The organism is Methylobacterium terricola, from assembly GCF_006151805.1.
GTDB lineage: Bacteria > Pseudomonadota > Alphaproteobacteria > Rhizobiales > Beijerinckiaceae > Methylobacterium > Methylobacterium terricola.
Map to the genome: position 1 here is coordinate 301,957 of NZ_VDDA01000004.1, position 24,434 is coordinate 326,390.

The 24,434-nt window shown below is 71.7% G+C and carries 26 protein-coding genes and 3 tRNA genes; 15 read left to right on the plus strand and 14 right to left on the minus strand.

Annotated elements, in window-relative coordinates; all coding sequences use genetic code 11:
• Positions 1-25: 25 nt before the first annotated feature.
• The 5 genes from FF100_RS11880 (at position 26) to FF100_RS11900 (ending at position 3,492) form a co-directional block, all read left to right on the plus strand.
• Positions 26-796, plus strand: a complete 771-nt coding sequence (locus tag FF100_RS11880) for an ABC transporter ATP-binding protein (protein WP_109960103.1) — start codon at positions 26-28, stop codon at positions 794-796.
• Positions 797-855: 59 nt separating this feature from the next.
• On the plus strand, positions 856-1,710 hold the full coding sequence (locus FF100_RS11885; RefSeq protein ID WP_246102063.1) for an ABC transporter permease: 855 nt from the start codon (positions 856-858) through the stop codon (positions 1,708-1,710).
• Between the two features lie 76 nt (positions 1,711-1,786).
• Positions 1,787-2,803 carry an ABC transporter substrate-binding protein gene (locus FF100_RS11890; RefSeq protein WP_139035919.1) on the plus strand — a complete coding sequence of 339 codons (1,017 nt, stop codon included), beginning with the start codon at positions 1,787-1,789 and terminating at the stop codon, positions 2,801-2,803.
• A gap of 92 nt (positions 2,804-2,895) precedes the next feature.
• Positions 2,896-3,099: a hypothetical protein gene (locus FF100_RS11895; protein WP_139035920.1), complete on the plus strand. Its 204-nt coding sequence runs from the start codon at positions 2,896-2,898 to the stop codon at positions 3,097-3,099.
• Positions 3,100-3,246: 147 nt separating this feature from the next.
• Positions 3,247-3,492 (plus strand): hypothetical protein, encoded by a 246-nt coding sequence (locus FF100_RS11900; RefSeq protein ID WP_139035921.1) that lies wholly within the window; start codon positions 3,247-3,249, stop codon positions 3,490-3,492.
• Here the strand turns inward: FF100_RS11900 and FF100_RS11905 are convergent.
• On the minus strand, positions 3,470-3,871 hold the full coding sequence (locus FF100_RS11905) for a response regulator (RefSeq protein ID WP_246102035.1): 402 nt from the start codon (positions 3,869-3,871) through the stop codon (positions 3,470-3,472). The genes FF100_RS11900 and FF100_RS11905 overlap by 23 nt on opposite strands.
• Before the next feature lie 289 nt (positions 3,872-4,160).
• Here FF100_RS11905 and FF100_RS11910 point away from each other — a divergent pair.
• The 3 genes from FF100_RS11910 (at position 4,161) to FF100_RS38340 (ending at position 5,597) form a co-directional block, all read left to right on the plus strand.
• Positions 4,161-4,250: transfer RNA gene (locus FF100_RS11910), tRNA-Ser, on the plus strand.
• Between the two features lie 355 nt (positions 4,251-4,605).
• The gene (locus tag FF100_RS11915; RefSeq protein WP_425463305.1) at positions 4,606-4,857 is read left to right on the plus strand and encodes a DUF6894 family protein; all 252 of its coding nucleotides are present in this window, start codon (positions 4,606-4,608) and stop codon (positions 4,855-4,857) included.
• A 485-nt stretch (positions 4,858-5,342) separates the two neighbouring features.
• Entirely contained in the window at positions 5,343-5,597 is a 255-nt protein-coding gene (locus tag FF100_RS38340; RefSeq protein ID WP_139035924.1) for a PilZ domain-containing protein, read from the plus strand.
• Between the two features lie 176 nt (positions 5,598-5,773).
• Here FF100_RS38340 and FF100_RS11925 read toward each other — a convergent pair whose 3' ends face one another.
• From FF100_RS11925 to FF100_RS11935, 3 genes are all read right to left on the minus strand, one after another.
• A complete protein-coding gene (locus tag FF100_RS11925) occupies positions 5,774-5,956 on the minus strand; it encodes a hypothetical protein (RefSeq protein WP_139035925.1) in 183 nt (60 codons plus the stop codon).
• 90 nt (positions 5,957-6,046) lie between these two features.
• Entirely contained in the window at positions 6,047-7,147 is a 1,101-nt protein-coding gene (locus FF100_RS38495; RefSeq protein ID WP_342778995.1) for a L,D-transpeptidase, read from the minus strand.
• A 35-nt stretch (positions 7,148-7,182) separates the two neighbouring features.
• Positions 7,183-8,403, minus strand: coding sequence for a polysaccharide deacetylase family protein (locus FF100_RS11935; protein WP_171070133.1), 1,221 nt, complete (start codon positions 8,401-8,403; stop codon positions 7,183-7,185).
• 392 nt (positions 8,404-8,795) lie between these two features.
• Here FF100_RS11935 and FF100_RS11940 point away from each other — a divergent pair, with 392 nt between their 5' ends.
• The 5 genes from FF100_RS11940 to FF100_RS11960 all read left to right on the plus strand — a co-directional run bounded on the left by FF100_RS11940 (position 8,796) and on the right by FF100_RS11960 (position 15,402).
• Positions 8,796-9,671 carry a transketolase gene (locus FF100_RS11940; protein WP_246102037.1) on the plus strand — a complete coding sequence of 292 codons (876 nt, stop codon included), beginning with the start codon at positions 8,796-8,798 and terminating at the stop codon, positions 9,669-9,671.
• Positions 9,671-10,570, plus strand: coding sequence for a transketolase family protein (locus tag FF100_RS11945; protein ID WP_139035927.1), 900 nt, complete (start codon positions 9,671-9,673; stop codon positions 10,568-10,570). The genes FF100_RS11940 and FF100_RS11945 overlap by 1 nt, the downstream gene beginning before the upstream one ends.
• Positions 10,567-12,534 carry an NAD-dependent epimerase/dehydratase family protein gene (locus FF100_RS11950; protein ID WP_139035928.1) on the plus strand — a complete coding sequence of 656 codons (1,968 nt, stop codon included), beginning with the start codon at positions 10,567-10,569 and terminating at the stop codon, positions 12,532-12,534. Before FF100_RS11945 ends, FF100_RS11950 begins: the two co-directional genes overlap by 4 nt.
• Positions 12,531-14,183 (plus strand): hypothetical protein, encoded by a 1,653-nt coding sequence (locus FF100_RS11955; RefSeq protein ID WP_139035929.1) that lies wholly within the window; start codon positions 12,531-12,533, stop codon positions 14,181-14,183. The genes FF100_RS11950 and FF100_RS11955 overlap by 4 nt, the downstream gene beginning before the upstream one ends.
• Positions 14,184-14,457: 274 nt before the next feature.
• Positions 14,458-15,402, plus strand: a complete 945-nt coding sequence (locus FF100_RS11960; RefSeq protein ID WP_246102038.1) for a class I SAM-dependent methyltransferase — start codon at positions 14,458-14,460, stop codon at positions 15,400-15,402.
• 16 nt (positions 15,403-15,418) lie between these two features.
• Here FF100_RS11960 and FF100_RS11965 read toward each other — a convergent pair whose 3' ends face one another.
• From FF100_RS11965 to FF100_RS11990, 6 genes are all read right to left on the minus strand, one after another.
• Positions 15,419-16,219 carry a class I SAM-dependent methyltransferase gene (locus FF100_RS11965; protein WP_139035930.1) on the minus strand — a complete coding sequence of 267 codons (801 nt, stop codon included), beginning with the start codon at positions 16,217-16,219 and terminating at the stop codon, positions 15,419-15,421.
• Positions 16,220-16,313: 94 nt separating this feature from the next.
• Positions 16,314-16,390: transfer RNA gene (locus FF100_RS11970), tRNA-Arg, on the minus strand.
• A gap of 81 nt (positions 16,391-16,471) precedes the next feature.
• Positions 16,472-16,548, minus strand: a tRNA-Arg gene (locus FF100_RS11975).
• 121 nt (positions 16,549-16,669) lie between these two features.
• Positions 16,670-18,103, minus strand: a complete 1,434-nt coding sequence (locus FF100_RS11980) for an NAD-dependent succinate-semialdehyde dehydrogenase (protein ID WP_139035931.1) — start codon at positions 18,101-18,103, stop codon at positions 16,670-16,672.
• A 153-nt stretch (positions 18,104-18,256) separates the two neighbouring features.
• Positions 18,257-18,643 (minus strand): hypothetical protein, encoded by a 387-nt coding sequence (locus tag FF100_RS11985; protein WP_139035932.1) that lies wholly within the window; start codon positions 18,641-18,643, stop codon positions 18,257-18,259.
• Positions 18,644-18,942: 299 nt separating this feature from the next.
• Positions 18,943-19,482 carry a PilZ domain-containing protein gene (locus FF100_RS11990; protein ID WP_246102039.1) on the minus strand — a complete coding sequence of 180 codons (540 nt, stop codon included), beginning with the start codon at positions 19,480-19,482 and terminating at the stop codon, positions 18,943-18,945.
• A gap of 516 nt (positions 19,483-19,998) precedes the next feature.
• On the opposite strand from FF100_RS11990, the gene FF100_RS11995 reads away from it, so the two are divergent.
• Positions 19,999-20,361, plus strand: a complete 363-nt coding sequence (locus FF100_RS11995; protein ID WP_246102040.1) for a hypothetical protein — start codon at positions 19,999-20,001, stop codon at positions 20,359-20,361.
• A 107-nt stretch (positions 20,362-20,468) separates the two neighbouring features.
• A complete protein-coding gene (locus FF100_RS12000; RefSeq protein ID WP_139035933.1) occupies positions 20,469-20,846 on the plus strand; it encodes a DoxX family protein in 378 nt (125 codons plus the stop codon).
• Positions 20,847-20,865: 19 nt separating this feature from the next.
• Here the strand turns inward: FF100_RS12000 and FF100_RS12005 are convergent, their stop codons facing one another.
• The 4 genes from FF100_RS12005 to FF100_RS12020 form a co-directional block, all read right to left on the minus strand.
• Positions 20,866-22,374: an ATP-binding protein gene (locus FF100_RS12005; RefSeq protein WP_139035934.1), complete on the minus strand. Its 1,509-nt coding sequence runs from the start codon at positions 22,372-22,374 to the stop codon at positions 20,866-20,868.
• Between the two features lie 98 nt (positions 22,375-22,472).
• Positions 22,473-23,162 carry a glutathione S-transferase family protein gene (locus FF100_RS12010; RefSeq protein WP_139035935.1) on the minus strand — a complete coding sequence of 230 codons (690 nt, stop codon included), beginning with the start codon at positions 23,160-23,162 and terminating at the stop codon, positions 22,473-22,475.
• 112 nt (positions 23,163-23,274) lie between these two features.
• A complete protein-coding gene (locus FF100_RS12015; protein WP_139035936.1) occupies positions 23,275-24,150 on the minus strand; it encodes a tetratricopeptide repeat protein in 876 nt (291 codons plus the stop codon).
• A 90-nt stretch (positions 24,151-24,240) separates the two neighbouring features.
• Positions 24,241-24,423 carry a hypothetical protein gene (locus tag FF100_RS12020; RefSeq protein ID WP_139035937.1) on the minus strand — a complete coding sequence of 61 codons (183 nt, stop codon included), beginning with the start codon at positions 24,421-24,423 and terminating at the stop codon, positions 24,241-24,243.
• Between the last annotated feature and the right edge of the window lie 11 nt (positions 24,424-24,434).

Below are 24,434 nucleotides of genomic sequence, written 5' to 3' on the forward strand. Positions count from 1 at the left end.
CGACGAAGACGGGGAGGACCACGCCATGAACGCACGCCCGACCATCATTCCCGAGCCGCTGCTCCAGGTGCAGGGCGTCACGCTCCAGTATAAGACGACCGATCATCTGGTCACCGCGACCTACCGGGTCGATTTCGAGGTGATGCCGGGCGACCGCTACATTCTGCTCGGGCCGTCGGGCTGCGGCAAGTCCACCCTGCTCAAGGCGATCGGCGGCTACATGACCCCGGTCGAGGGCGAGATCAAGCTCAAGGGCCGCAAGGTCACCGAGCCCGGCCCGGACCGGATGATGGTGTTCCAGGAGTTCGACCAGCTCCTGCCCTGGAAGACCGTCCGGCAGAACGTCGCCTTCGCGCTGACCGCGAGCGGCCGCGCCACCGGCGCCGAAGCCGACGATCGGGCGATGTCCTACATCGAGAAGGTGGGTCTCGCGAAGTTCGCCGATTCCTTCCCCCACATGCTGTCGGGCGGCATGAAGCAGCGCGTGGCGATCGCCCGCGGCATGGCGATGGAGCCCGACATCCTGCTGATGGACGAGCCCTTCGCGGCCCTCGACGCGCTTACCCGCCGCAAGATGCAGGACGAGCTGCTGCGCCTGTGGGAGGACACCCGCTTCACGGTGCTGTTCGTCACCCACTCGATCGAGGAGGCGATCAAGGTCGGCACCCGCATCCTGCTGCTCTCGCCCCATCCGGGCCAGGTCAAGGCGGAGCTGAACAGCCTGCCGGCCTCCGAGCTCGGCACGGCGGCGCAGGGCGCCCTCGAGACCCGCATCAACGACATGCTGTTCGCCTGACAACGAAAATCTCCGGGAGACACGCCGTGACCGCCACCCTCGCCCCCCTCGCCACCCCCATCGCCCCGCGGCCCGAGATCGTCCGCGAGACCTCCGCCGCCGGCGCGATCAGCGTCGAGCAGCGCCTGTCCTTCGCCGAGCTCGCCTATCGCCAGAGCTGGCTGCGCAAGGCGGTGGTGCTCGCCGCCCTCGCGGTGGTCTGGGAAGTCTACGGCCGCTGGCTCGACAACCCGCTGCTGTTCCCGACCTTCTCGGCCACCGTGGAGGCCTTCGCGTCGTCGATCCTGAGCGGCGAGATCCCCGCCAAGGCGCTGATCTCGCTCCAGACGCTCGCCATCGGCTACGGCATCGGCATCGTGCTGGCCGCGTTGCTGACCACGCTCGCCATCGGTTCGCGGATCGGCACCGACCTGCTCGAGACGCTGACCGCGATGTTCAACCCGCTTCCCGCGATCGCGCTGCTGCCGCTGGCGCTGATCTGGTTCGGCCTCGGCCAGGGCAGCGTGGTGTTCGTCCTCGTCCACTCGGTGCTGTGGGCGATCGCGCTCAACACCCATGCGGGTTTCCGCTCGGTCTCGAACACCCTCAAGATGGTCGGCCTCAATTACGGCCTGCGCAACCTGAGCCTAGTGCGGGCGATCCTGATCCCGGCGGCCTTCCCGTCGATCCTCACCGGCCTCAAGGTCGGCTGGGCCTTCGCCTGGCGCACCCTGATCGCCGCGGAGCTCGTCTTCGGCGTATCCTCGGGCTCGGGCGGCCTCGGCTGGTACATCTTCGAGAACCGCAACGCGCTCGAGACCACCAACGTCTTCGCCGGCTTGTTCACCGTCATCATGATCGGCCTCTTCGTCGAGAACGTGATCTTCGCCAACATCGAGAAGAAGACAATCCGCCGCTGGGGCATGCAGCACTAAAAGAAACGGCAAGCTCGGCCCCCGAAGCGGCGACGCTTCGGGGGCATACCCAACGAAATCCCCGGAGGAACCCCCTATGTTCGCACGCAAGCTCCTCGGCCTCGCGGCCGGCGCCGCGCTCGCCCTCTCGCTGAACCTCGGCGCCGCCCGCGCCGAGGTGTCGGAGGTCCGCATCTCCAAGGGCTACGGCGCCCTCTACCTGCCGCTCTTCGTGATGCAGGAGAAGAAGTTCCTGGAAGCCCAGGCCGCCAAGGCGGGCCTCGGCGACGTCAAGGTGACATGGCTCTTGCTGGATGGCGGCAACGTCATCAACGACGCGATGATCGCCGGCTCGCTCGACATCGCCGGCACCGGCGCCCCGGGCTTCCTCGCCCTGTGGTCGAAGGGCCGCGGCAGCGCCAAGACCGAGGTGATCGGCGTGTCCGGCCTCTCGGCGACCGCCCTCGACCTCAACGTCGTCAAGCCCGAGATCAAGTCCCTCGCCGACTTCACCCCGAAGGACAAGATCGCGATCCCGGGCATCAAGACCTCCCTCGCCGCGGTGGTGCTGCAGATGGCGGTGGCCAAGCAGTTCGGGCCGGAGAACTACACCAAGCTCGATGCGAGCACCGTCGGCCTGCCGCACCCCGAGGCGGTCGCCGCCCTCTTGTCGGGCAAGACCGAGATCGTCGCCCACTTCGCCTCGCCGCCCTTCACCCAGGTCGAGCGCGCCGATCCGAAGGTGCGCACGATCCTCAAGGCGTCTCAGATCTTCGGCGACATCACCCTCAACGTGGTGTTCGCGCTCAAGCGCTTCACCGAGGCGAACCCGAAGATGACCCAGGCCTTCCTCGCCGCCCTCGACGAATCGAACGACTTCATCAAGAACAACAAGGCCGAGACCGCCGAGATCTTCTCCCGCGCCTCCAAGGTGAAGGTGAGCCCGCAGGATGTCGTCCAGATCATCGAGGATCCGGACAGCCGCTTCTCGGCGACGCCGCACGGCATCATGGAGTTCGTGACGTTCATGAACCGGGCCGGCATCATGAAGACCAAGCCGGCGACCTGGCAGGACCTGTTCATCCCGGCGCTGCGCGACCGCTCGGGCAGCTGACGCCAAGCTCCTCGTCCTGCGATCGACCCCGCCGCGCTCCGCGCGGCGGGGTCTTTACGGTTGGTTAAGCATGTCGTCGCCTCATGGAGGCCATGCCGACTCACGCGACGACACCTCATCCGTCCCTCGATCCGCTCGGCGATGCCCGGGACCTTCAGGCCAGCATCGCGGCCCTGCGACATCTCCTGCGGGCGCAGAGCCGCCAGCTGGAGGCGCTGGAGCGCCGCCTCGCCCCGCCCGGGAGCCCGGCCGAGACGGGGGCGCGGCGCCTTCGCGCCCTCAAGACCGGCGGCTGACGGCATCCTGCCGCCGCCCCGCAACCCACCGGTGCAGCCCTCCCGGGTCGTGCACGCTGGTGACCAGGCCGTAACCTTGATCGCGTCCCGGTTGGACCACGCCTCGCCGCGAGGCGTTGTCCGGTCGAGCGTGAGAGGAGAGGAAGCGTGGACACAAGCAGCGGGACGCCCGTCAGCCTGACTTTGGGGCGACGCAGGATCGACGGCGTCCTGCGCGCCGTCGGCGAAGCCGTCGAGCTGCCCGGGGTGCCGGGCGGTCCGGCACGCCGCCTGCGCAACCTGATCCTCGATTTCGGCTCGGCCTGCGCCCCGGTCGAGGTCTGGCTCGCCGAGCCCGATCCGGCCTTGCCGTCGACCGGCTCCCCCCGCCCTACCCCTTCATCAAGGTCCTGAGGACCTCCAGGATGTCGTCGCCGCGGCAGGGCCGGGCGACGAAGCGGGCATGGGACGGCATCCGGTCCGGATCGGGCTTGCTCCGCCCGGAGACGACGACGATCGGCAGGTCGGGCCGCATCTGTGCCGCCGAGCGGGCGAGGTCGAAACCGTCGGTCTTGCCGGACAGCTCGACATCCGTGATCAGCGCGACGATGTCGGTCCGTCCGGTCAGCAGGCCGAGCGCCCGCTCGGCGGAGGCCGATTGCAGCGCCTCGTAGCCGGCGGCATCGAGCACGTCGCTGAGATCCATGATCGTCAGCGCCTCGTCCTCGACCACCAGGATCACGGGCCGCTCGTCCCTGACATCGTCCTTGGCCTTCACGGTGTCGTTGTCCACGTCGCCTGTCCTTGACGGTCGGGCCCGCCCGGGGCCCGCCCGGGAGCGGCGCGGTCGGACGGCCACAGATTGTCGGGCGGCCGATCCCGGCCGGCCGGCGCGCACGCACCGGCCGTTGATCGAAACGGCCGATACCCCATGCCGGTTGCAGCGCCGCCATCGCCGCACCGGTGAGATTTCACCGCTTCCACGGCCCCGCTCACGATCTCACGCTTGCGCCGCAGCCCGCGCCCCGCTAGAGGACGGCACCGACCCGCACGGGCGCCCCGGCGCCCCGCAGGTCTGGCCCGGAGAGGTGGCCGAGTGGTTGAAGGCGCACGCCTGGAACGCGTGTATACGGGCAACCGTATCGAGGGTTCGAATCCCTCTCTCTCCGCCAGCTTGCTGGCATCATAAATACCCAAGCAGATCTCACAGTCGCAGTCGCGGCACGCTTGCCCCCCGCGGCGAACGCCCTGATGTCGCGATCGGCGTGACCGAGGCGTGAGCCCGGGCGCCGGCGGGCCGTCCTCCTCTCGGCATCGCCGATGCGCGACCTGCCTCGCCGGATTGGCCGGAGCGACACGACCGGCGGTGCGCGAGGGCCGCGCCCGTCGCCAGCCTGGGTGTCCCGCCCAATTGACCAAGCGTCCCAAAGATCGAAAGATCGAATATCGTCCCTCGCTCGCCGATTGCTTGATCCGGTTTACCAGAGCATAGGGGCTGCCTCATGATGTCCGAGGCGCTCTCGCGTGATGCCGCACTATCGCTTTCGGCTGAAACTCTACGGGCAGCCCCTCAAAGATGGCGCCTGGCTCGAACTCGAAAACAAACAGGCCGCGTTGGCGAAAGCACGTCAGCTCGCCCAGGCGTTCCTCGACTTCGGCGACCGGAGCGTGCCGTGGACAGAGGCCGTGGTGGTCGTCGAAGACAGCGACGGCAGCGAGGTCGTCCACGTACCGATCGGCGACCTGATCGGAAGCGGGGCGGAAACGCTGCGCCACTGAGCATCGTGCCAGCTTGCAGGAACTTCGCACCCGACCGTGCGGGACGGCGTCTTGAACTTCGGGGATTCTCGAAGACGACGGCAGCCCGACACCCGGAGGGGGCATGAACGGGCATCAGGCTGCCGCCGAGCCGGGACAGGCTCGAAGCCTGCGGGCGTACCGACACTCTGGCGGCACGACGGGCCTCGCACTGTGCGGTGGCGCACGGCGGCGTGCCGGACGGCAGAACGCCCGCTCGAGGGATAGGACCTCGGCGGGCGGGCTGTCTTGGGGATTGGGGAATCCGCTGCTGGGTCCACAACGTGGCTCCGGGGCTGTCGGTTCCGGCCGGGCTGTCCCCTCCCGCGCGCCATAGGAGCATGTCGTCCGGCGATCGCGTCCCGACGTCATAGGCCCGACAGCCTAGGACCCTTGATCGATTTCCACCGGAATCGAGCGCCTAGTTTGAGCACTATGCGTTCTTCAGGTTGAGCTGAGACAAGCGTATGAATCTTTTTTCCGCAGAGCCGGACGCGTTGCCCGGATCGCGCGGCGAGATCATCGTGTCGCCGCCGTCCCCGGCCCTGGATTGTCGAGTGCTGAATCTGTCCGCCGTCGGCGCGACGCTGCTCGTCCCGGCCGGGACGCGGGTGCCGGACGCGATCACGCTGGCCATCGCCGGGGAATTCGTGATGCGGCGCGGCCGGGTGGTGTGGCGGCGGCCGGGGCGGGTCGGGGTGGCGTTCGAGATGCCGGTCTGAGGCCCGGGGCCCGGTCCGTGATCCGAAGGGCGCCGGCCGCCGGGTGATGGCATTCGGTGTCGCTCGTGTGCGAACCGGCCAGAATTCCGCACGCTGAGGCAAGGAGGCCGGTCGCGTCCGGAGGGAGACGCGACGGCGCCGGTGCGCCCGTCAACCGGGGAGAAGCGCCGCGGTGCTCACATCGACCGGATCTTGTCCTCGATGCGCCGGGCCTCCTCCTCGTCGATCTCGACCGGGCTGCTCGTGTCGTTCGGCAGGCCCGGTCCGGTCTGGGCGATGGTCTCGTTGCGCGGGCGCGCGTTCGGGCCGTTCGAGATCTTCTCGCGCTTGCCGGTCTCGGTGTCTGTCTCGTCGGCCATCGGTGCCTCCTGCGGGGACATGCGTCGCTGCCGAGGCAATCGGCCGGGCGTGCCATCGTTCCGGCGCGCCCGCTCAGATTGGAATTCCCGTCAGATCACCTGGACCTTCGTGCCGACGGGCACGAAGCGGTAGAGCTCGATCACGTCCTCGTTGAGCATCCGGAAGCAGCCGGCCGAGGCGGCGCGGCCGATCGACCCCGGGTCGGTGGTGCCGTGGATGCGGTAGAGCGACGAGCCGAGATAGAGCGCCCGGGCGCCGAGCGGGTTGCGCGGGCCGCCGGCGACGCGGCGCGGCAGGCCGGGCCGGCTGCGCCGCATCTCCGGCGTCGGGGTCCATTGCGGCCATTCCTGCTTGGCGGTGACGGTCTCGACGCCGCGCCAGACCGTACCAGGCCGGCCGACCGCCACCCGGTAGCGGACCGCCATGCCGTCGCCGCGCACGAGGTAGAGGAAGCGCGCCGCGGTATCGACCACGATGGTGCCCGGCGCCTCCGCCCCCGGATAGCCTACCATCCTGCCCCGCCGTACCGCCGGCAGGCCGACCGGCGTGGGCGCCAGGACGGGCGCGGCAGGCATCGGTACAGGAGGCACAGGCATGAGGGGGGCCGGCAGCGGCTCGGCGGGACGTGCGGCCAGGCGCACGGACGGCTCCGGTACGGGCGCCGGGAGCGGCGCGACCTGCATCTCGGGGGACAAGGCCGTCAGGCGCATTGGCGCGTCCGGCAGCGGCACGGCCGGAGCGGTCGCGGGCGCCTCGCCCGTCGCGATGGCGCGGGGCGTTCCGAGGTCGGCGGCGGGGCGGGCGCGGCAGCGATAGACCCGGCGCCCATCCGCCCGCATCGTCACCGGGCCGATCGCATCGACGACGATCTGCCGGGGCTCGGCATGGATCCCGGCGCGCAGGTCGTCCACCGAGCGGAAGCAGCGCATGTGCAGCTGGTAGCCGATCGCGGTGTCGGAGACCTTGTCGATCCGGCAGCGCAGGTCGTGGGCATCGAGCCGCGCCTCGCCGGCCGGCTTCAGCCGGATCTCGAAGACCCGAGGGCTCGATGGATCGGCGCAATCGGCCAGGGTCGGCGCCCACCACCCCGCCGGCGACTCGTCGGGGCTCATCGCGTGGGCGGTACCCCCATGGGCGGTACTGGCGCCGCAGAGGAGGAGAGCGGGCAGGAGCCGGCCGAGGCGTCGCATCGTGGAAGGTGTCCGGTCGGGGGAGCGGGGGCGGATCATCGCGCGGCAGCAGCCTCCGCCGTGGCGACGGGGCGGAATCCAGCGGGCAAGGATCCAGTCGGCAAGGATCCAGTCGGCAAGAATTCAGTGGGCAAGGACCCGGCGGGTTTCGGAACGGCGCCGACCACCACGAACCCGCTCCAGCCGCCCCGCGGCGACGGGCCGGATTCCGCATCCGCCACCACGGCGATGCGGACGGCCTCGCCGGACCGGCTCTCATCCCTCGTCGGTGCCTGCGGGGGGGCCGGGGGCGCCGGTGGCGCGGCAGGCACCTCCGCCTCCTCGAACAGGCCCGCCCGCAGGACGAGCGGCCCTTCCTCGGCGACGATCCCGCGCGGTCCGGCCCCGGCGACCGGGACGAACCCGCCCGGCGCACGAAGGGCCGTCATGCGGGCGCCGAGCCGGTCGAGCGCGAGGCGGATCGGCCGGGCCCGCGGCGCGTCGAGGACCGCGAGGGCCGCCCGGGTGTCGGCCGGCGCCGGCACCACGTGGACGACGCGGTAGCGGCGCTCCTTCAGCCGGCGCAGCAGCTCGGGCAGGATCGCGACGGTGCGGGGCTGGATGTCATGGAGCAGGATGATCCCGCGTCCGGCCGCGTCGAGGCGGGTCATCACCCGCTCCAGCACCGCCCCCGGGGTGATCCTCCTCCAGTCGTCGCCGTCGACGTCGATGCTGAACGGCACCAGCCGCTGCGCGGCGGCGTAGCGGTCGAGGGCGGGACTGTGCCCGAGGCCCGGGAAGCGGAAGAACGGCGACAGGGCGGGCGCGTCGTCGGTGAGGACGGTGCGGGCGGCCTCCAGGCCGCCATTGATCTGGTCGCGATGCACCGCGGGGCTCCGGACCCGGTCGAGGTAACGGTGCGACCAGGTATGGGTCGCGATCGTGTGACCCTCGGCGGCGGTGCGGCGCAGGATGTCGGGGAACTGCGCCACCATGCTGCCGATGACGAAGAACGTCGCCTTCACGCATTCGGCCTTCAGCGCGTCCAGCACCGCGGTGGTCCGCCGGGGCAGCGGCCCGTCGTCGAAGGTCAGCACCACCTCGCCGCGCTCCAGCGGCAGGGTGCGGCGGTAGCTCGCCGTGCCGACCGGCCCCTGCGAGAACGGCACCTCGAGGGTGCGGGCGGTGCCGAGCGCCGCCGGCCCGCAGGGCTCCGCCGCGAGGGCGGGCGGCGCGCACAGCAATCCGGACAGCAGCAACAGCGTGAAGCAACGCACGAACAAACTCCGCCACTCAGCCCGGCCGTCCCAGACAAAATCTCATGCAAACCTGAGTCGCAGGTAAACGCCCCGCCGGCCGGCGACAGTCTCGCCGGGACGGCAACGAGGAAAAATCCTCCCGTCGAGGGTGGACGGCACCATGCGCGGGCAAGTTCAGCAAGGTTAACACCTGCATAATGCTGCGGGAACGTCGCCGATGACCGCGACGGACGCAGCGTCGAGGGGCCGGCTCGACTGCAACGCCAGGATTTCGCACCGGCCGGGCGGAGATGTCGCCGGGTCAAGGCCGGCTCCCGTCGTCGTCCCTATGCGCGGGCGGGCGGCGCCTTAACCGGGCGCTAACCGTGGCCGTCGTTCCGTCGGCGGGGGAGCAGCGGAATCTCGGACGGATGGCACGGCGCGGACACACCCTTCGGGCCGGAAGCCGGCCGCACGGCGCGATCGCGGCGCCCGCACCGCACGTGGCGCCGGCTCCGCTGGCGCCCGGCCTCCTGACCCTCGCGCGCTGGCGGCTGCTCGCCATGCACCGGGATGCCGGCGTCGGGCATGTCGGCGGCAACCTGTCGGCCCTCGACGCGATGATGCTGGTCCATCACGAGATGCTGGGCGCCTCCGACCGCTTCGTCCTCTCGAAGGGCCACGCGGCCGGGGCGCTCTACGTCACGCTGTGGAGCCGCGGGCTGATCGCCGAGGCCGATCTCGCCACGTTCCACGCCGACGGCACGCGGCTGCCCGGGCACCCGCCCGCCCGCGGCCTGCCGGGAATCCGCTTCGGCACCGGCAGCCTCGGCCACGGCCTGCCGCTCGCCGGCGGGCTCGCCCTGGCCGCCCGGCTCCAGGGGCGGGACGGCCGGGTGTTCTGCCTCACCTCCGACGGCGAATGGCAGGAGGGCTCGACCTTCGAGGCTCTGATCTTCTGCGCCCACCAGCGGCTGGCCAACCTGACGATCCTGATCGACTACAACCGCCTGCAGGGCTTCGGCACGACCGAGGAGGTCGCCTCCCTCGACCCGATCGGGCGGGTGCTGGCCGGGTTCGACGTCGAGATCCGCGAGGCGGACGGGCACGACCTCGCCGCCATGCGCCGCGCGCTGACCCCCGGTACCGACCGGCCGGTGGTCGTGGTGCTGCACACCGTGAAGGGTCATGGGGTCCCCGCCCTCGAGGGGCGCCTCGACAGCCACTACCTGCCGCTGACCGAGGACCAGGTCCGCGAGGCGATGCTCGGGGTCACCGGATCCCCGCCCACCCGGGAGAGCGCGTGATGCGGCGCGAATTGTGCGAGGCGCTCGTCGCCCGGTCCGCGCGCCCGGACCTCGTCTTCCTCACCGGCGATCTCGGCTTCGGCGCCCTGGAGCCCCTGCGCGACGCGCTCGGTCCGCGCTTCCTCAATGCGGGCATCGCCGAGCAGAACATGATCGGGGTCGCCGCAGGCCTGGCGAGCGAGGGGCTGGAGCCCTGGACCTACACCATCGCGCCGTTCTGCTACGCCCGCGCCTTCGAGCAGATCCGCAACGACGTCTGCTTCCACCGCCTGAAGGTGCGCCTGCTCGGCAATGGCGGCGGCTACGCCTACGGGGTGATGGGGCCGACCCACCACGCCCTCGAGGATTACGGCGTGCTGGCGACGCTTCCCGGGTTGCGGATCTTCGTCCCGGCCTTCGACGGCGACGTGGCGGCGGTGGTGGAGGCGGCCGGCGCCGAGCCGGGTCCGGCCTATGTCCGGCTCGGCCGCGGCGAGGTGCCGGAGGGCCGCGAGGCACCGGCCTACACGCCCTGGCGCCGCCTGCGCGCCGGGCACGGCCCGGTCGTCGTCGCGGTCGGGCCGATCGCCGGCATCGCCTGGTCGGCCTTCGCGTGCGACGGCGAGGACGGCCCGGACGTGTGGGCGGTGAGCGAGCTGCCGCTCGCCATGAGCCCGCCGCCGCGGGATTTCACGGAACGCCTGAGCGGCCGCACGCTCTGCGTCGTCGAGGAGCACGTCGCCCAGGGCGGCCTCGGCCAGGCGCTCGCCGCCTGGTGCCTGGAGGGCGGTGTCCCGCTCTGGGGATTTCGCACCGTGACCGCCGCCGGCTACCCGTCCGGCACCTACGGCTCGCAGGCCTTCCACCGGCGCGAGAGCGGCCTCGACGCCGCGTCCCTGCGGGAGAGACTGACAGCATGACCCCGTCGCACGCCGAGTGGATCGACACCCTCAAGGGGCCGATCGCCGTCCTCGGCGCGGGCGGCTTCGTCGGATGCAACCTCTTTCGCCACATCCTGGCGCGGCGGCGCGACGTCTACGCCGTCGCCCGCACCCTGCCGGCGCCGCGGCTGCGCGGCATCGACCCGGGCCACCTGATCGCCGTCGACCTCACCGACCGGGCGGCGACCGCCAACTTCGTCGAGGCGATCCGCCCGGCGACGGTGTTCGACTGCGTCGCCTACGGCGCCTACGCGTTCGAGGCCGACACCGACCTGATCTACGCCACCAACTTCACCGCCCTCGTCGATCGCGTCGAGCGCCTGGCCGGGAGCGGCGCCCTCGCGGCCTACATCCATGCCGGCTCGTCCTCCGAGTACGGCCTGAACTCCGCCTCGCCGTCCGAGGAGGCGGTCCTCGTCCCGAACAGCGCCTACGCCGTCTCGAAGGCGGCGGCCGCCCAGTACATCGTCTATGCGGGCAAGACCCGCCGCTGGCCGGTGGTCAACCTGCGGCTCTACTCGGTCTACGGCCCCTACGAGGATGCCGGACGGCTGATCCCGGCCGTGGTCTCGCGCGGGCTCGCGGGTGGCTATCCCGACCTCGTCGACCCCTCGACCGCCCGCGACTTCGTCTATGTCGAGGATGTCTGCGAGGCCTTCGTGCGCGCGGCGGCCAAGATGTCGCTCGACCTCTACGGCGAGTCGCTCAACATCGGCACCGGAATCGAGACGACGATCGGCGACCTCGCGGCGACGGCACAGAACCTGTTCGGCATCGCCGACCCGCCGCGCTTCGGCGCGATGGCGCCCCGCGCCTGGGACCTCGCCCGCTGGCAGGCCAATCCCGACAAGGCCGCGCGCCTGCTCGGCTGGCGCGCCGCGACGCCGCTCCAGGACGGGCTGTCCCGCACCGCCGCCTGGATGCGCGAGGCCGGCGCCGAGATCGCCGGTCTGACCAAGGCCGGCGCTTCGCGCCGGCGCAGCATCGCCGCCATCATCGCCTGCTACAAGGACGAGGAGGCGGTGCCGATCATGCATGCTCGCCTGACGGCCGTGTTCCGCAAGATCGACGTCGATTACGAGATCATCTTCGTCAACGACGCCAGCCCGGACGGCTGCGCCGACGCGATCCGGGCCTTGTCGGCCACGGACCCGCACGTCCTCGGCATCACGCATTCGCGCAATTTCGGCTCGCAGATGGCGTTCCGCAGCGGCATGGAGCTGGCGACCGCCCAGGCCTGCGTGCTCCTCGACGGCGACCTGCAGGATCCGCCCGAGCTGATCGAGCCGTTCTACCACGCCTGGATCGCCGGCAACGACGTCGTCTACGGGCGCCGCGTGCAGCGCGAGATGCCCGTGGCCTGGGGCCTGCTCTACAAGGCGTTCTACCGGGTCTTCGCCGCCTTCAGCTACGTGCGGATCCCGCACGATGCCGGCGACTTCTCGCTGATGGACCGGCGCGTCGTCGGCTGGCTGCTGAACTGCCCCGAGCGCGACCTGTTCATGCGCGGCCTGCGCGCCTATGTCGGCTTCCGCCAGACCGGGGTCGATTATGTGCGGCCGAAGCGGATGTTCGGCACGAGCACGAACAACCTCCTCTCCAACCTCGAATGGGCCAAGCGCGGGATCTTCTCGTTCAGCAACACGCCGCTGAAGATGCTGACCGCCGCCGGTGTCGTGCTGCTCGGCCTCGCCGGCCTCCTGGGCCTGGGCCTCGTCGCCGCCCACCTGCTGGTGCCGGACATCGCCCCGCGCGGGGCGGTCTCGACCCAGCTCGCCATCCTGTTCTTCGGCGCCCTGAACCTGTTCGGGATCGGGCTGATCGGCGAGTACGTCGCCAAGATCATGGAGGAGGTGAAGGGGCGTCCGCGCCTGATCCGGGCGGCGCTGATCCGCCACGGCATCGCCACCGACCTGCCGCCGGAGGGGAGCCCGCGCCCGTGACCGCCGCTCCCGCGCCGCCGCACTCCCTCGCCCCGCGCCGCGAGCCCATTGACCCGCGCCGCGAGCCCATCGACCCGCGCCGCGAGCCCATCGGCTTCGACGAGTCTCCGGGCGGCCATGCCGGACGGGCCGTCGCCGCGGCGGTGAGCTCGCGCCTCGGCCACCTGCCCTTCGCCGTCGTGCTGGCGCTGACCGCCGCGCCCAACCTGATCTTCCTTGCCACCCACCTGGCGAGCGCGCCCCTCGCGGCGGGCGCGGTCGCGCTCCTCGCTGCGGCGTTGGCGGGCGTCTGGCGCGACCTCGCCCGGACGACCGGCGCGCCGCTCGATCGCCCGCTGCTGGCGGCGGCCCTGGCGGTCGGGTTCGGGCTCTGCCTGCTCGGCGGCCAGGCGCACCTGTTCTTCGCCAACGACGACTGGCTGATCCGCGACGCGGTCCTGCACGACCTCGTCGCCGCGCCGTGGCCGGTCGGCTACCTCTATGCCGGCGACCCGACGATGCTGCGCGCGCCGCTCGGGCTCTACCTGCTGCCGGCGCTGATCGGAAAGGCGGCCGGCCTGTACGGGGCGCATCTCGCGCTGCTCGCCCAGAACGGGCTCCTGTTCGGATGCCTGTTCTACGGCGTCGCCCGGGCCGCGCCGTCCCGCCGGCAGGGTCTCGGCCGCATCGCGGTCTTCGTCGCGTTCAGCGGCTGGGACGTGGTCGGCAGCCTGCTCGCCGGCGACCGGCTGATCCCCGGCATCCATCTCGAGCAATGGGCGGGGGACCTGCAATTCTCGTCGCACGTGACGCAGCTCTTCTGGGTGCCGAACCACGCCGCGTCGGGCTGGATCTTCGTCTCGGCCTACTGGCTGTGGCGCGCGGGCGCCCTGCGGGCGACCTCTCTCGCGGTGGTCTTCGGCCTCTGCGTGTTCTGGTCGCCGCTGAGCATGATGGGCGCCCTGCCCTTCCTGCTCGCGGCTTTCCTCGCCGACGCGGCCGGGGGCCGGCTCGAAGGGGGCTCCGTCGCCGTGGTCGGCCTCGCCCTCCTCGGGCTCGCCCCGGTCGCGCTCTATCTCGGCGCGGATGCGGGCCGCGTGCCGCACGGGCTCCAGGCGATGACGGGGGATTTCCCCCTCCGCTATGCCTTCCTCCTGCTGCTCGACATCGTGCCGGCCCTGGTCGTCCTCGCCCTCGCCCCGGGGCGCGGCGACCGGTGGGCGGGATGGGAGATCGGGCTCGTCCTCCTCCTGCTCGTGCTGGCGCCGCTCTACCGGCTCGGGGGAGCGGATTTCGTAATGCGCGCGTCGATCCCGGCCCTGGCCGTGCTGGCCCTGCGGGTCGGCGCCGTGGTCCCGGGCCTCGAGGCCCGGCGCCTGGCGGTCGCCGTCCTGGTGCTCGGCCTCGGCGCGGTGACGCCCCTGTACGAGGTGATCCGGGCCGTGCTGGTCCCGCCCTTCGCGATCAGCCCGTGCAGCCTGCTCGCCGCCTCCCGGACCCCGCCCAACAACGGCACGCTCTACCACTACGTCGCCCGGATCGACGCCCTGGAGGGCCACCCCGCCGGCGCGATCTTCGCGCGGCCCGAGACGATGATCCGGCGCGTGCCGCAGGGGATGTGCTGGCCGGATCATCCGGCCCATCAGGAGGGCGCCGGGTCGGTGTTCTGAGATGCGCCGTCCCGGACGCGCGCGGGCGCGGGATCGACGGCGGCCCTGAGCTAAGGGGGACCGGCCCTGCCGTGACGGGGCCGATCCCGGCATTCGGCAGGCTTCGCGCCCACGGTCGCAGGCGCCGGTCTCGGCGCCCGTGCGGCGACCCGGACCTTAAGGCGCCGCTAACCACGAGTGCCGTTCCATCACCATCGTCCGGTGGACGGCGGCCGGACGGCGCGGCGATTCGCGGCCGAACCCGCGCCGCGCACCCGGTCCCGAGGACGCATCCGTGATCGAGACCTCCCCCGCCCCGGCCGCGATCCTGGACCGGCTCCGGCACCGCGACTGCCCGGTCTGCGGCGCACCCGAGCGCGATGGGCGGCCGTTCCTGTCGGCGGCGATCGATCCGGCCCGGATCGACGCGCTCAGCTTCGCCTCGCGCAAGGCGCCGGAATACATGACGTTCCGTCTCGTCCGCTGCGGCCCCTGCGAGACGGTGTTCGCCGCCGAGGCGCCCGAGGCCGAGGCCCTGGCGCAGGCCTACGGGCAGGCCGGCTACGACAGCGCCGAGGAGGCCGTCTATGCGGCGCGCACCTACGCGGAGGTTCTGGCGCCGCATCTCGGCCCGCAGCAGCGCGGCGGGACCGCCCTCGAGATCGGCGCGGGGACCGGGGTGTTTCTGCGCGAGCTGCAGGCGATGGGCTTTGCCGAGGTCGTCGGGATCGAGCCGTCGCTCGAGGCGGTGGCGGCGGCTCCCGCGGCCCTCCGCCCGCACCTGCGGCTCGGCGTGTTCGAGCCGGGTTGCCGCGAGGCCGACAGCCTGTCGCTGGTCTGCTGCTTCCAGACCCTGGAGCACGTTCCCGATCCGCGCGGCCTTGCCCGGGCCGCCTACGACCTGCTGCGCCCCGGCGGGCTGATCGCCTTCGTGACCCACGATTACCGGGCACCGATCAACCGGCTCCTCGGCCGGCGCTCGCCGATCATCGACATCGAGCACATGCAGCTGTTCTGCGAGGCAAGCCTGCGGCGCCTCCTCGGCGAGGCCGGCTTCGAGGAAATCGCGGTCGCCGCCATCCGCAACCGCTACCCCCTGCGCTACTGGCTGCGCCTGATGCCGCTGCCCGGGCCGCTCAAGCCGGCCGCGCTCGCAGCGGCGGAGACGCTCGGCCTCGGGCGGCGCAGCCTCGCCGTCAATGTCGGCAACCTCCTCAGCGTGGCGCGCAAGCCGCTGTGAGACGCGGTCCCGCCGGTCAGGACACCGCGTCACCGTCCGTGGGCGGGCGGCGCGCGGTGACGGTGTAGCCGAGGCAATCCTCGCCCCAATCCGAGGCGAGGGACAGGGTGCCGATCACGCCGAGCAGGCCGAGGACCGGCAGCAGGGCCGCGCCGAGGAGGCGACGCGCCGGACGGTGGGCATCGAGCAAGGGGATCAGGCACAACGCCATCGCCTTGTAGCAGGCGACGGTAACCGGGTTGCCGCGGGCCGTGACGCGTACCTCGCGAAAGCCCGCCCGGCGCAGCAGCCCGTCGAGGGAGGACGGGGTGTAGCGCCAGTAATCGTAGGGAATGAAGTGCCAGCGGGCCGCGAACGGCACCGTCAGGATCAGGCGGCCGCCGGGCGCCAGGCAGGCGAAGACCTGCCCGAGGAAGGGCTCCGGCGCCTCGACATGCTCCAGCACCTCGGTGCACAGGACGACGTCGATGGAGGCTGGAGCGACGTTCCAGTCGGTCCCCTCGAAATACTCGGTGTCCGGCACCGCGTAGCCGAAGCGGTCGCGGGCGTCGCGCGTGTCGATGCCGCGATAGCGCGCCGTCGGGGGCAGGAGGGAGCGGAAGACCTGGGCGCCGCAGCCGACATCGAGCACCACGCCGGAGGCGGAGGCGAGCTCCACCCGCAGGTCGCGCCAGGCCGACCCGGCCTGGAGATCGAGCAGGCGGCGTCCCGCCGCCAGCACGTCGTCCCACCGCGAGCGCCGTCGGCGGAAGACCGGCGGCTTGAACCGCTCCGCCCGCTCGTCGACGAGGTTGCGGCGCGTGGCGTGCGTGCTCATCCGGCGGCTCCCCGAGGGTCGAGGCCGCTCATCCGCCGGGGCCGTGAGCCGATCTCTCGACCGCGTCTCGATCCGATCATGTGGTGAAGTGAAGTGGCGCGCCCGAAAGGATTCGAACCTCTGACCCCCAGATTCGTAGTCTGGTGCTCTATCCAGCTGAGCTACGGGCGCCCGATCGAAGACCATGCCTTCGACTATGTAACGGTCGGTGTCGGCATGAGCCGGACAGGACCGTGATCTTCAAAAGTAAAATGGCGCGCCCGAAAGGATTCGAACCTCTGACCCCCAGATTCGTAGTCTGGTGCTCTATCCAGCTGAGCTACGGGCGCCTGACCGGGGGGAGCGGTGCGCCCCGCCGGTGGAAGTGGGATCTAAGGGGTCCGCCCTGGCTTGGCAACCCCTATTTCGCCGGGCGAAAGAGGGGCCGCGCGATGGCGGCCCCCGCCCCGCTCAGAAGCCCGCCTGGGTGACGAACTTGGTGTTGAGATAGGCTTCGATCGCCTCCGAGCCGCCCTCGCTGCCGTAGCCCGAATCCTTCACGCCGCCGAAGGGCGTCTCGGGCAGGGCGATGCCGTGGTGGTTGATCGACATCATCCCGCTCTCGACCCGCGTGGCGAGCTTGGTGGCGGTCTCGGCCGAGCGGGTATAGGCGTAGGCCGCCAGGCCGTAGGGCAGGCGATTGGCCTCCGTGAAGGCCTCCTCGTCGTCGGAGAAGCGCTGGATCGCGGCGATCGGCCCGAACGGCTCCTCGTTCATGATCCGGGAATCGAGCGGCAGGTCGGTGAAGACCGTCGGCTCGAAGAAGTTGCCCTGGTTGCCGATGCGCTTGCCGCCGGTGCGCAGCTGCGCGCCCTTCTGCTCGGCATCGGCGACGAAGCCCTCCATCGCCTCGATGCGGCGGCCATGGGCGAGCGGACCCATCTTCACCCCCTCCTCCAGGCCGTTGCCGACCTTGAGGTCGCGCGACAGGCCGACGAAGCCGTCGACGAAGGCGTCGAACACCGAATCGTGGACGAGGAAGCGGGTCGGCGCGACGCAGACCTGGCCGGCATTGCGGTACTTGTTGGCGCCGAGCACCTGCACGGCCTTCTGCACGTCGGCATCGCGGAACACGATCGCCGGGGCATGGCCGCCGAGCTCCATCGTGGCGCGCTTCATGTGCTTGCCGGCGAGTGCCGCGAGCTCCTTGCCGATCGCCGTCGAGCCCGTGAAGGTGATCTTGCGGATGATCGGATGCGGGATGAGATACGACGAGATCTCCGCCGGATCGCCGTAGACGAGGCCGAGCACGTCGCCGGGTACGCCGGCATCGAGCAGCGCCTGGATCAGCGCGGTACAGCTCGCCGGAGTGTCCTCGGGCCCCTTCAGGATCACCGAGCAGCCGGTGCAGAGCGCTGCCGAGACCTTGCGCACGGCCTGGTTGATCGGGAAGTTCCAGGGCGTGAAGGCGGCCACGGGCCCCACCGGCTCGCGGATCACCAGCTGCATCACGCCCTCGGCCCGGGGCGGGATCACCCGGCCGTAGGCGCGCCGGCCTTCCTCGGCGAACCAGTCCATGGTGTCGGCGCCGCCGAGCACCTCCATCTTGGCTTCCGCCAGCGGCTTGCCCTGCTCGAGGGTCATGATCCGGGCGATTGCGTCGGCACGCTCGCGCATCAGGTTGGCGGCCTTGCGCAGAACCTTGCTGCGCTCGAAGGCCGAGACCTTGCGCCAGGCCCGGAAGCCGCGATCCGCCGCCTCGAGCGCCTGGTCGAGGTCCTGGCGGGTCGCGACGGCGAGCTGGCTCAGGGTCTCGCCGGTGGCCGGGTTGAGGATCGGGAGGGTCTGGCCGGCGCTGCCGGCGCGCCATTCGCCGGCGATGTGAAGCTTCACGTCTGGGAACATCGGGGGCTCATCCTCGTACCGGAGGGGACGGGCCTTAACTAAGGCATTCCCTCCCGGCGAGACAGGCTCCGACGCGCAACGCCCCGTATCCCCGGAGCGTCTTGTGTGTAAGAGCCTGGCCTGACACTGTCCCTTCCCTCCGGCCCGGCGGCCTCAATGCGCCCCGACGGCGCGGGCGATCGCCTCGAAGCGCCGCTGCGTGCCGGCAATCTGGTCGGAGATCGTCTGACGGGTGCAGGCCGAGACCGTGATGCCGTAGAAGAACATGCCGGAATCGTGCTGGCCGCGGCAACCGAGGTAGTTCGGCAGAACGACGATCGCCAGAACGACGACGAGGGGAAGCCCGAGCTTGAGGGTCAGACGCACCGGCCAGGGCAGGTAGGCCGAGGCGCGCTCCTTCTTCTCGCGCCCGGCGGGCGGTGCCGAGACCACGATCCGGATGTCGCCGCGGGCGGAACCCAGGCTCCCGCTGCGATCGAGGCGCGCGATCCCGCTGCACTGCCCTTGGCCGTACTCCTGGCTGTGCTCCTGGCCGCCCATCCGCTGCCTCCCCGCCACCCGACCCTGCATGTCACCCGGGACTACTCTCCCCGCGGCGGGATTAAGATTCCCTGCGGCGGCGTGGCCGGATTCCTGCGTGTCCGGAGCCCGGCGGGACTTGTCCACAGCGAGGGCGCCGACGCACCGGCTGGCACATGCCGGACGGCGGCCGAATCCCGGGGCGGGAGGATCCGGCCCGACGGGCGCCCCTCCACGATTTCGGCCAGGTTCGACTGCGATGCCATTGCGGGCTAGCCGAGAGGGTGGCGCCGAGGGTCTTTGCGGAACGCCCGGCCTCGTCAGAGCACGACGTGCAGCCCGAAGGTTTCGGGCCGGAACGGCAGCCGGAAGGTGGCGGCGAACCCGGCCTGGAGGTGGCGCACCACCGTGGCGCGGCGCTTGCCGAGGGTGACCAGCTCGCCCACCGGCGGCAGCTCCGCCACCGCGATGGCCGCGCCGCTCATCGACAGGTCGATGACCGTTCCTGCCAGCACCCGGCCGTCGGCGCGGCGGACCTCGACGGTCCGGTGGGTCGGCACGATGCGCGGGTCGCTGCGCTGGTCGGCGCGCCCGCTCGCCTGGTCGGCGAGCCAGTTCAGGCGCGCGGCGAAACGCGTCAGCCGCTCGGGCCCGACATCCACCGCGAGGGTGAAGCCGTCGGCCGAGATGGTCTGGATCGCGCCCGAGACCGGGCCGACATCGTCGAGATAGAGGGTGACCGGATCGCCCAGGAGGCCGCTCTGCGGTGCCAGCACCTCGATCGCCGCGAGGGAGAGGCTCCGGGTCTCGCAGACATGCTCCGTTCCGCCCGGCAGCAGGTAGCGGCCGCTGACCCGCATCTGGATCGGCTGGGCACCCGGTGCTGGCGCAGGTTGGATGTGCAACTTCAAGGTGCCCGCCAAGATCTCACAAACGCGTGCCGGTAGCATCGCGCGAAGCTCGGCCGGTCGCAAGACCGCTTGCCGCGTGAAGATCATCTTCCAGTGTGAGACTTAATGTCAGGTGCATATGACCGCCGCGATCGACGTCCCGGCGGCCGATGAGAATCGTTCCGGCCAGAACGCTTTTCGCTGCCGGATAGACGGCCTGCCGTTCCTGACACCGAATGTGTACCGCTCGACCGCAGTCATGGCGAGGATTCGAACCGGCGATGGATGTAAAGACTTCGTATGCAACCTCTAAACAAGGGAATAACTACACTGACCTCACGCAATAGCGCGTTTCGAGCGCGCATCGCATCTTCTCGCCCTCACCCGAAAACACCGATTTCCGTCGAATGCGAGCGAATCGATTGAGGCTGGATTCGCATCTGCCTGCTGTCCTGGCAGCATGGCGACCAAGGCGGACAGAGGGTCATGGATTCACAGCCGGCCATCGGGGCGAGCGGGATGATCGAGGCGCGCGACATGACCCGGCGCGAAGCGGACGACCGGCTCGTCGCCCTCGAGGCGCTGACGACCGAGCTGATTCGGTCGCTTCGCGGGGCCGGATTGCTGCGGGAGGCGCAGGTGGAGGCGTTGCTCGACCGGGTCGAGGACCTGATGACGGGCCGGCCGGGCGCCATCTTCGCGGCCCAGCAGCTCGCCGCCGCCGCCGACACCCGGGGGCCGGGGGAGCCGCCGGGGCTGGGATCCGCAGACGCCGCGATGCCGGAGGCCCATCTCTGCGCCAGCTTCCGCCGGATCCTGTACGGACCGTGCGACGCGTCGGGGCTGTAAGCCCCCGGGCCCGCACGCAACACGGCACGCAATCGCGGTGAAATCCCCTGCCGCTAGTCACGGCATGCCGCCCGGACGACCGGGGCGCTGCAAGGGGGACGGAAACGATGACGTCTGGATCGACCAGGCCGCGGATCAGCCTGATGGTGCGCGGCCTGCTGACCGCCATCTTCCTGGTGGCGGCCGGCATGAAGCTCGCCGCCGTACCGTTCGAGGTCGAGGGGTTCGCCCGCTTCGGCTATCCGTTGTGGTTCATGTATGCCGTCGGTGCAGCGCAGGCGCTCGGCGCGGGGCTGCTGTGGCGCCGCGGCACCGCCGCCCATGGCGCGCTTCTCCTCGCCGCCATCATGGTCGGCGCGGTGGCCAGCCATCTGCGGGCCGGCGACGCCGTCGCGATGGCGCTGCCCGCGCTGGTGCTGCTCGGCCTGGCGGCCGGCCTCGCCTATGCGCGGCGGGGCGAGTTCCGGCCGGCGCTGCCGGCCTGATCCCCCTTCTCCACTCCGCCTATTCCGCGGCGAACAGGCCGGCGGGCTCCTCCGCCGCGCCCTTCGGGTTGCCGGGGGCGGTCTCGCAGCCGAGAGCCGGCAGGGCGACGACGCGGTTGCCGCGGAAATCGGTGCGGCACACCGCGGCGCCGCGGCTCTCGACATAGGCGAGAAGCCGCCGCGCCCGGCCCGGCGAGCGCGAGCCGATGGCGCGGGCGAGCGCGTCGTCGGAAGGGCACGGGGCGCCGGCGCGGGCGGCACGGGCCAGCAGCAGGACCAGGCCCTGGACCTCCTCGGGCAGGCCGGCGCAAGCCGCCATCACCGCCTCCGCCTCGTCGCCCTCGGCCGCCTCGCCGTCGACCCCGGCCCGCGCGATGGCGAGGCGCCGGCGGAAGCGGCCGAGATCCAGGGGCTCGCCGGGCAGCCGGCGCATCCGGCACCGGACCAGGAAATCCTGGTAGAGCACCGCGATCGGGTGGTGCGTCCCGTCCGGATCGGCGGCGATCTCGCGCAGGATGTCGGCGAGCGCCGCGTCCCGCTCCGCCTCGCTCATGCTCGGGGCGACCTCGACCGGCTCCGGCGGGCGGTACTGGGCGAGCTGCTGCAACAGGTCGGTCGGCGTCGCCCGCGGCGCCGGGGCCGGGCGGGGAGCGGGCATCCAGGCCACCTCGCTCTCGGCCGGGGTCAGGATCAGCTCGCGCAGATCGTCGCCGGCGGCCGGGCTCGGCAGCGGGACGAGCTTGGGGCTCGACGAGCGCGCCGAGGTCGCGACCGGCCCGATGGCGATCGGCAGCGGCCGCTTCGACAAGGCGGGACCGAGCGCGATGAAGTGGCCGCGCTCGAGATCGCGGAAGCTCTCGGCCTGGCGGCGCTCGAGGCCGAGGAGGTCGGCGGCGCGGGCCATGTCGATGTCGAGGAAGGTCCGGCCCATCAGGAAGTTCGACGCTTCCGCCGCGACGTTCTTCGCGAGCTTGGCGAGGCGCTGGGTCGCGATGATGCCGGCAAGCCCGCGCTTGCGGCCGCGGCACATCAGGTTGGTCATCGCGCCGAGCGAGGCCTTGCGGGCCTCGTCCGAGACCTCGCCGGCCGCGGCGGGCGCGAAGAGCTGCGCCTCGTCGACCACCACCAGCACCGGGTACCAATGGTCGCGCTCGGCCTCGAACAGGCCGCCGAGGAAGGCCGCGGCGGCGCGCATCTGCGCCTCGACGTCGAGGCTCTCCAGCGTCAGCACCACCGAGACCCGGTGCGCCCGCACCCGGGCGGCGATGCGCTGGAGGTCGGCCTCGCCGTTATCGCCCTCGACCACGACGTGGCCATGCGCGTCCGCCAGGGTGACGAAATCGCCCTCGGGGTCGATCACCACCTGCTGCACGTGCGGCGCGCTCTGCTCCAGCAGGCGGCGCAGGAGGTGCGACTTGCCCGAGCCGGAGTTGCCCTGGACCAGCAGGCGCGTCGCCAGCAGCTCCTCCAGGTCGAGGGCGGCCGGCCGGCCGCCGCTCGCCACCCCCATCTCGACGCTGATCGTCATCTCGGCTCCCTGCGATGCCACGACTCGTAACACGGCCGGGGCGGTCCCGATCCGTGCCCGGATCCGGGGTCCACAGGGGAGTTCGCGTCAGCCGCAGGTCAGCCGAAAGCGAGCGCCCGCGACCCCTCCCCCAGCCGCTCGATCATCCGCAGGCGCCACGCCTCGACCGGATCGTCGGGCTCGAGCAGGGCGAGCGCGCTGACGCCGCGGGCCCACAGGAAGGCGCCCATCACCGCGTGGTCGGCGTAGAGCGGCGCCTCGCCGCCGAGGAAGGCTTGGCTCCGCAGCACGGCCCGCACCGGCGACAGCGTCCGCCGCAGGACGGCCAGCTGCGCCTCCGGATCGGGGCAGACATCGGCCAGGGCCTTGCCGAACCGGGCCTCGCGGCTGCGGCGAAAATAGGCCTGGTCGGCCTCGTCGAGGTGGCGGTGGATGTCGAGGAGGAGGAGCGGCACCAGGGCCGGATGCAGGACCTGATCGGTCCAGGCGACGTGGAACCGGGTCAGCGCCGCCCCTGCCGGGCCGCCGAACAGCGACGGCCGGTCCGGGTGGGCCGCCTCCAGATGCCCGGCGATGACCGACGAGTCCGCGATCGCCCGCCCGTCCTCGACCAGCACCGGCACCTTGTCCGAGCCCGAGAAGGCGAGCGCCGCCGTGTCGGTGAAGCGCCACGGCCGCCCCTCGAAGGAGAGGCCCTTGTGCTCCAGCGCGAGGCGGATGCGCCAGCAGAACGGGCTGAAGCGCCGGTCCGGATCGGCGGCGGCGAGTTCGTAGAGCACGCGGGTCAAGGGGCTTCCTCCGGTGCGCGGCCCGCATGGGCGGGGCATCGGCGCGCGGAGCGGATGATAGGGCCGGCGCCCGCTCCGGTAACCTCCTGATGCGTCGGACGCAGCCGAGATGTCAGAGGGCGGACGCCGCCACCTGCGGATGCACCGGCCTGCCCGCCCCCCTCGCGCCACCGGCCTTCTCGGACGAGCGGATCGCCTTCCAGGCATTCGGCTGCGAGACGAAGGCGCGGAGCGCCGCCACGTTCTGCGCCGCCTCCGCGGGACCGAGGTCGCGGGTGAGCACCTGCTCGGCCTCGCCGAAGCGGCCCTGGAGGCCGAGCACCAGGGCGAGGTTCTGGCGCACCCGCCCGTCGGCGCGGGGATCGACGCTGGCCTGGCGCAGGGTCGCCTCGGCCTCGGGCAGGCGCTTGGCGAGCGCGTAGGACAGGCCGAGATTCGACAGGACCGCCGGTTCGCCGGGCACGATCTTCAGCGCCGCCTCGTAGTAGCGCTGGGCCTGGGCGTGGTCGCCCATCTGGTCGGCCACCGCCCCTTGCGCCGAGAGCACGCGCCAATCCGGGTTGGCCGGGGAATGCGCGTTGCGCAGGACCTCCGCGGCCTCCGTGAAGCGGCCGACCTCGGCCAGGCTCTTGCCGTAGGCGGAGAGCACGGCCGGGTTCTTCGGGTTGCGGAACGCCGCCTGCTGCAGCACCGCGGCGGCCTGGGGGCCCTGGTCGGTCGCGCGCAAGGCCTGGGCATAGGCCATGGCGGTGCCGATGTCGGATGGATCCCGGGCGTAGCGCTCGGCCAGCCGCCCGACGTCGCGGCGCGCCGTGCTCTGCGGGGCGCTGGCATCGATCGAGCCGGTGGTGAGGGGGTTGCTGGTCAGGGGATTGCGCGACAGGCAGCCCGAGGCCGCCAACGCCACCAATCCCGCGCAGGCGAGTCGCCGGAGCGGGCCCGCGGCGGCTTTCGGGCGGACGGGACGGGTCTCGACGGTCGCGGGCATCGGCCACTCCAGGAACGGGCCTGGGATGGCTGACCCCGCTCCCACGGCCCTCGATGGTTCCGGTGGTAGATCGTTAACCCTAACCCGCCGTTAACGCCGCGGGGTGTCCGACGGCGTCGCCTTCGGGGCCGGCGGCGTCGTCTCGGCCCCGCCCCGGTCGGTGCCGGTGCCGTGGCGGCTCGGCGTCACCGGCCCGTCGTGGCGGTTGCCATCCTCGACGCCGATGGTCTCGCGCCGCTCCAGCGGGTTGATGGGCTTGCGGTCCTGGTCCATGGCGGCTCCTT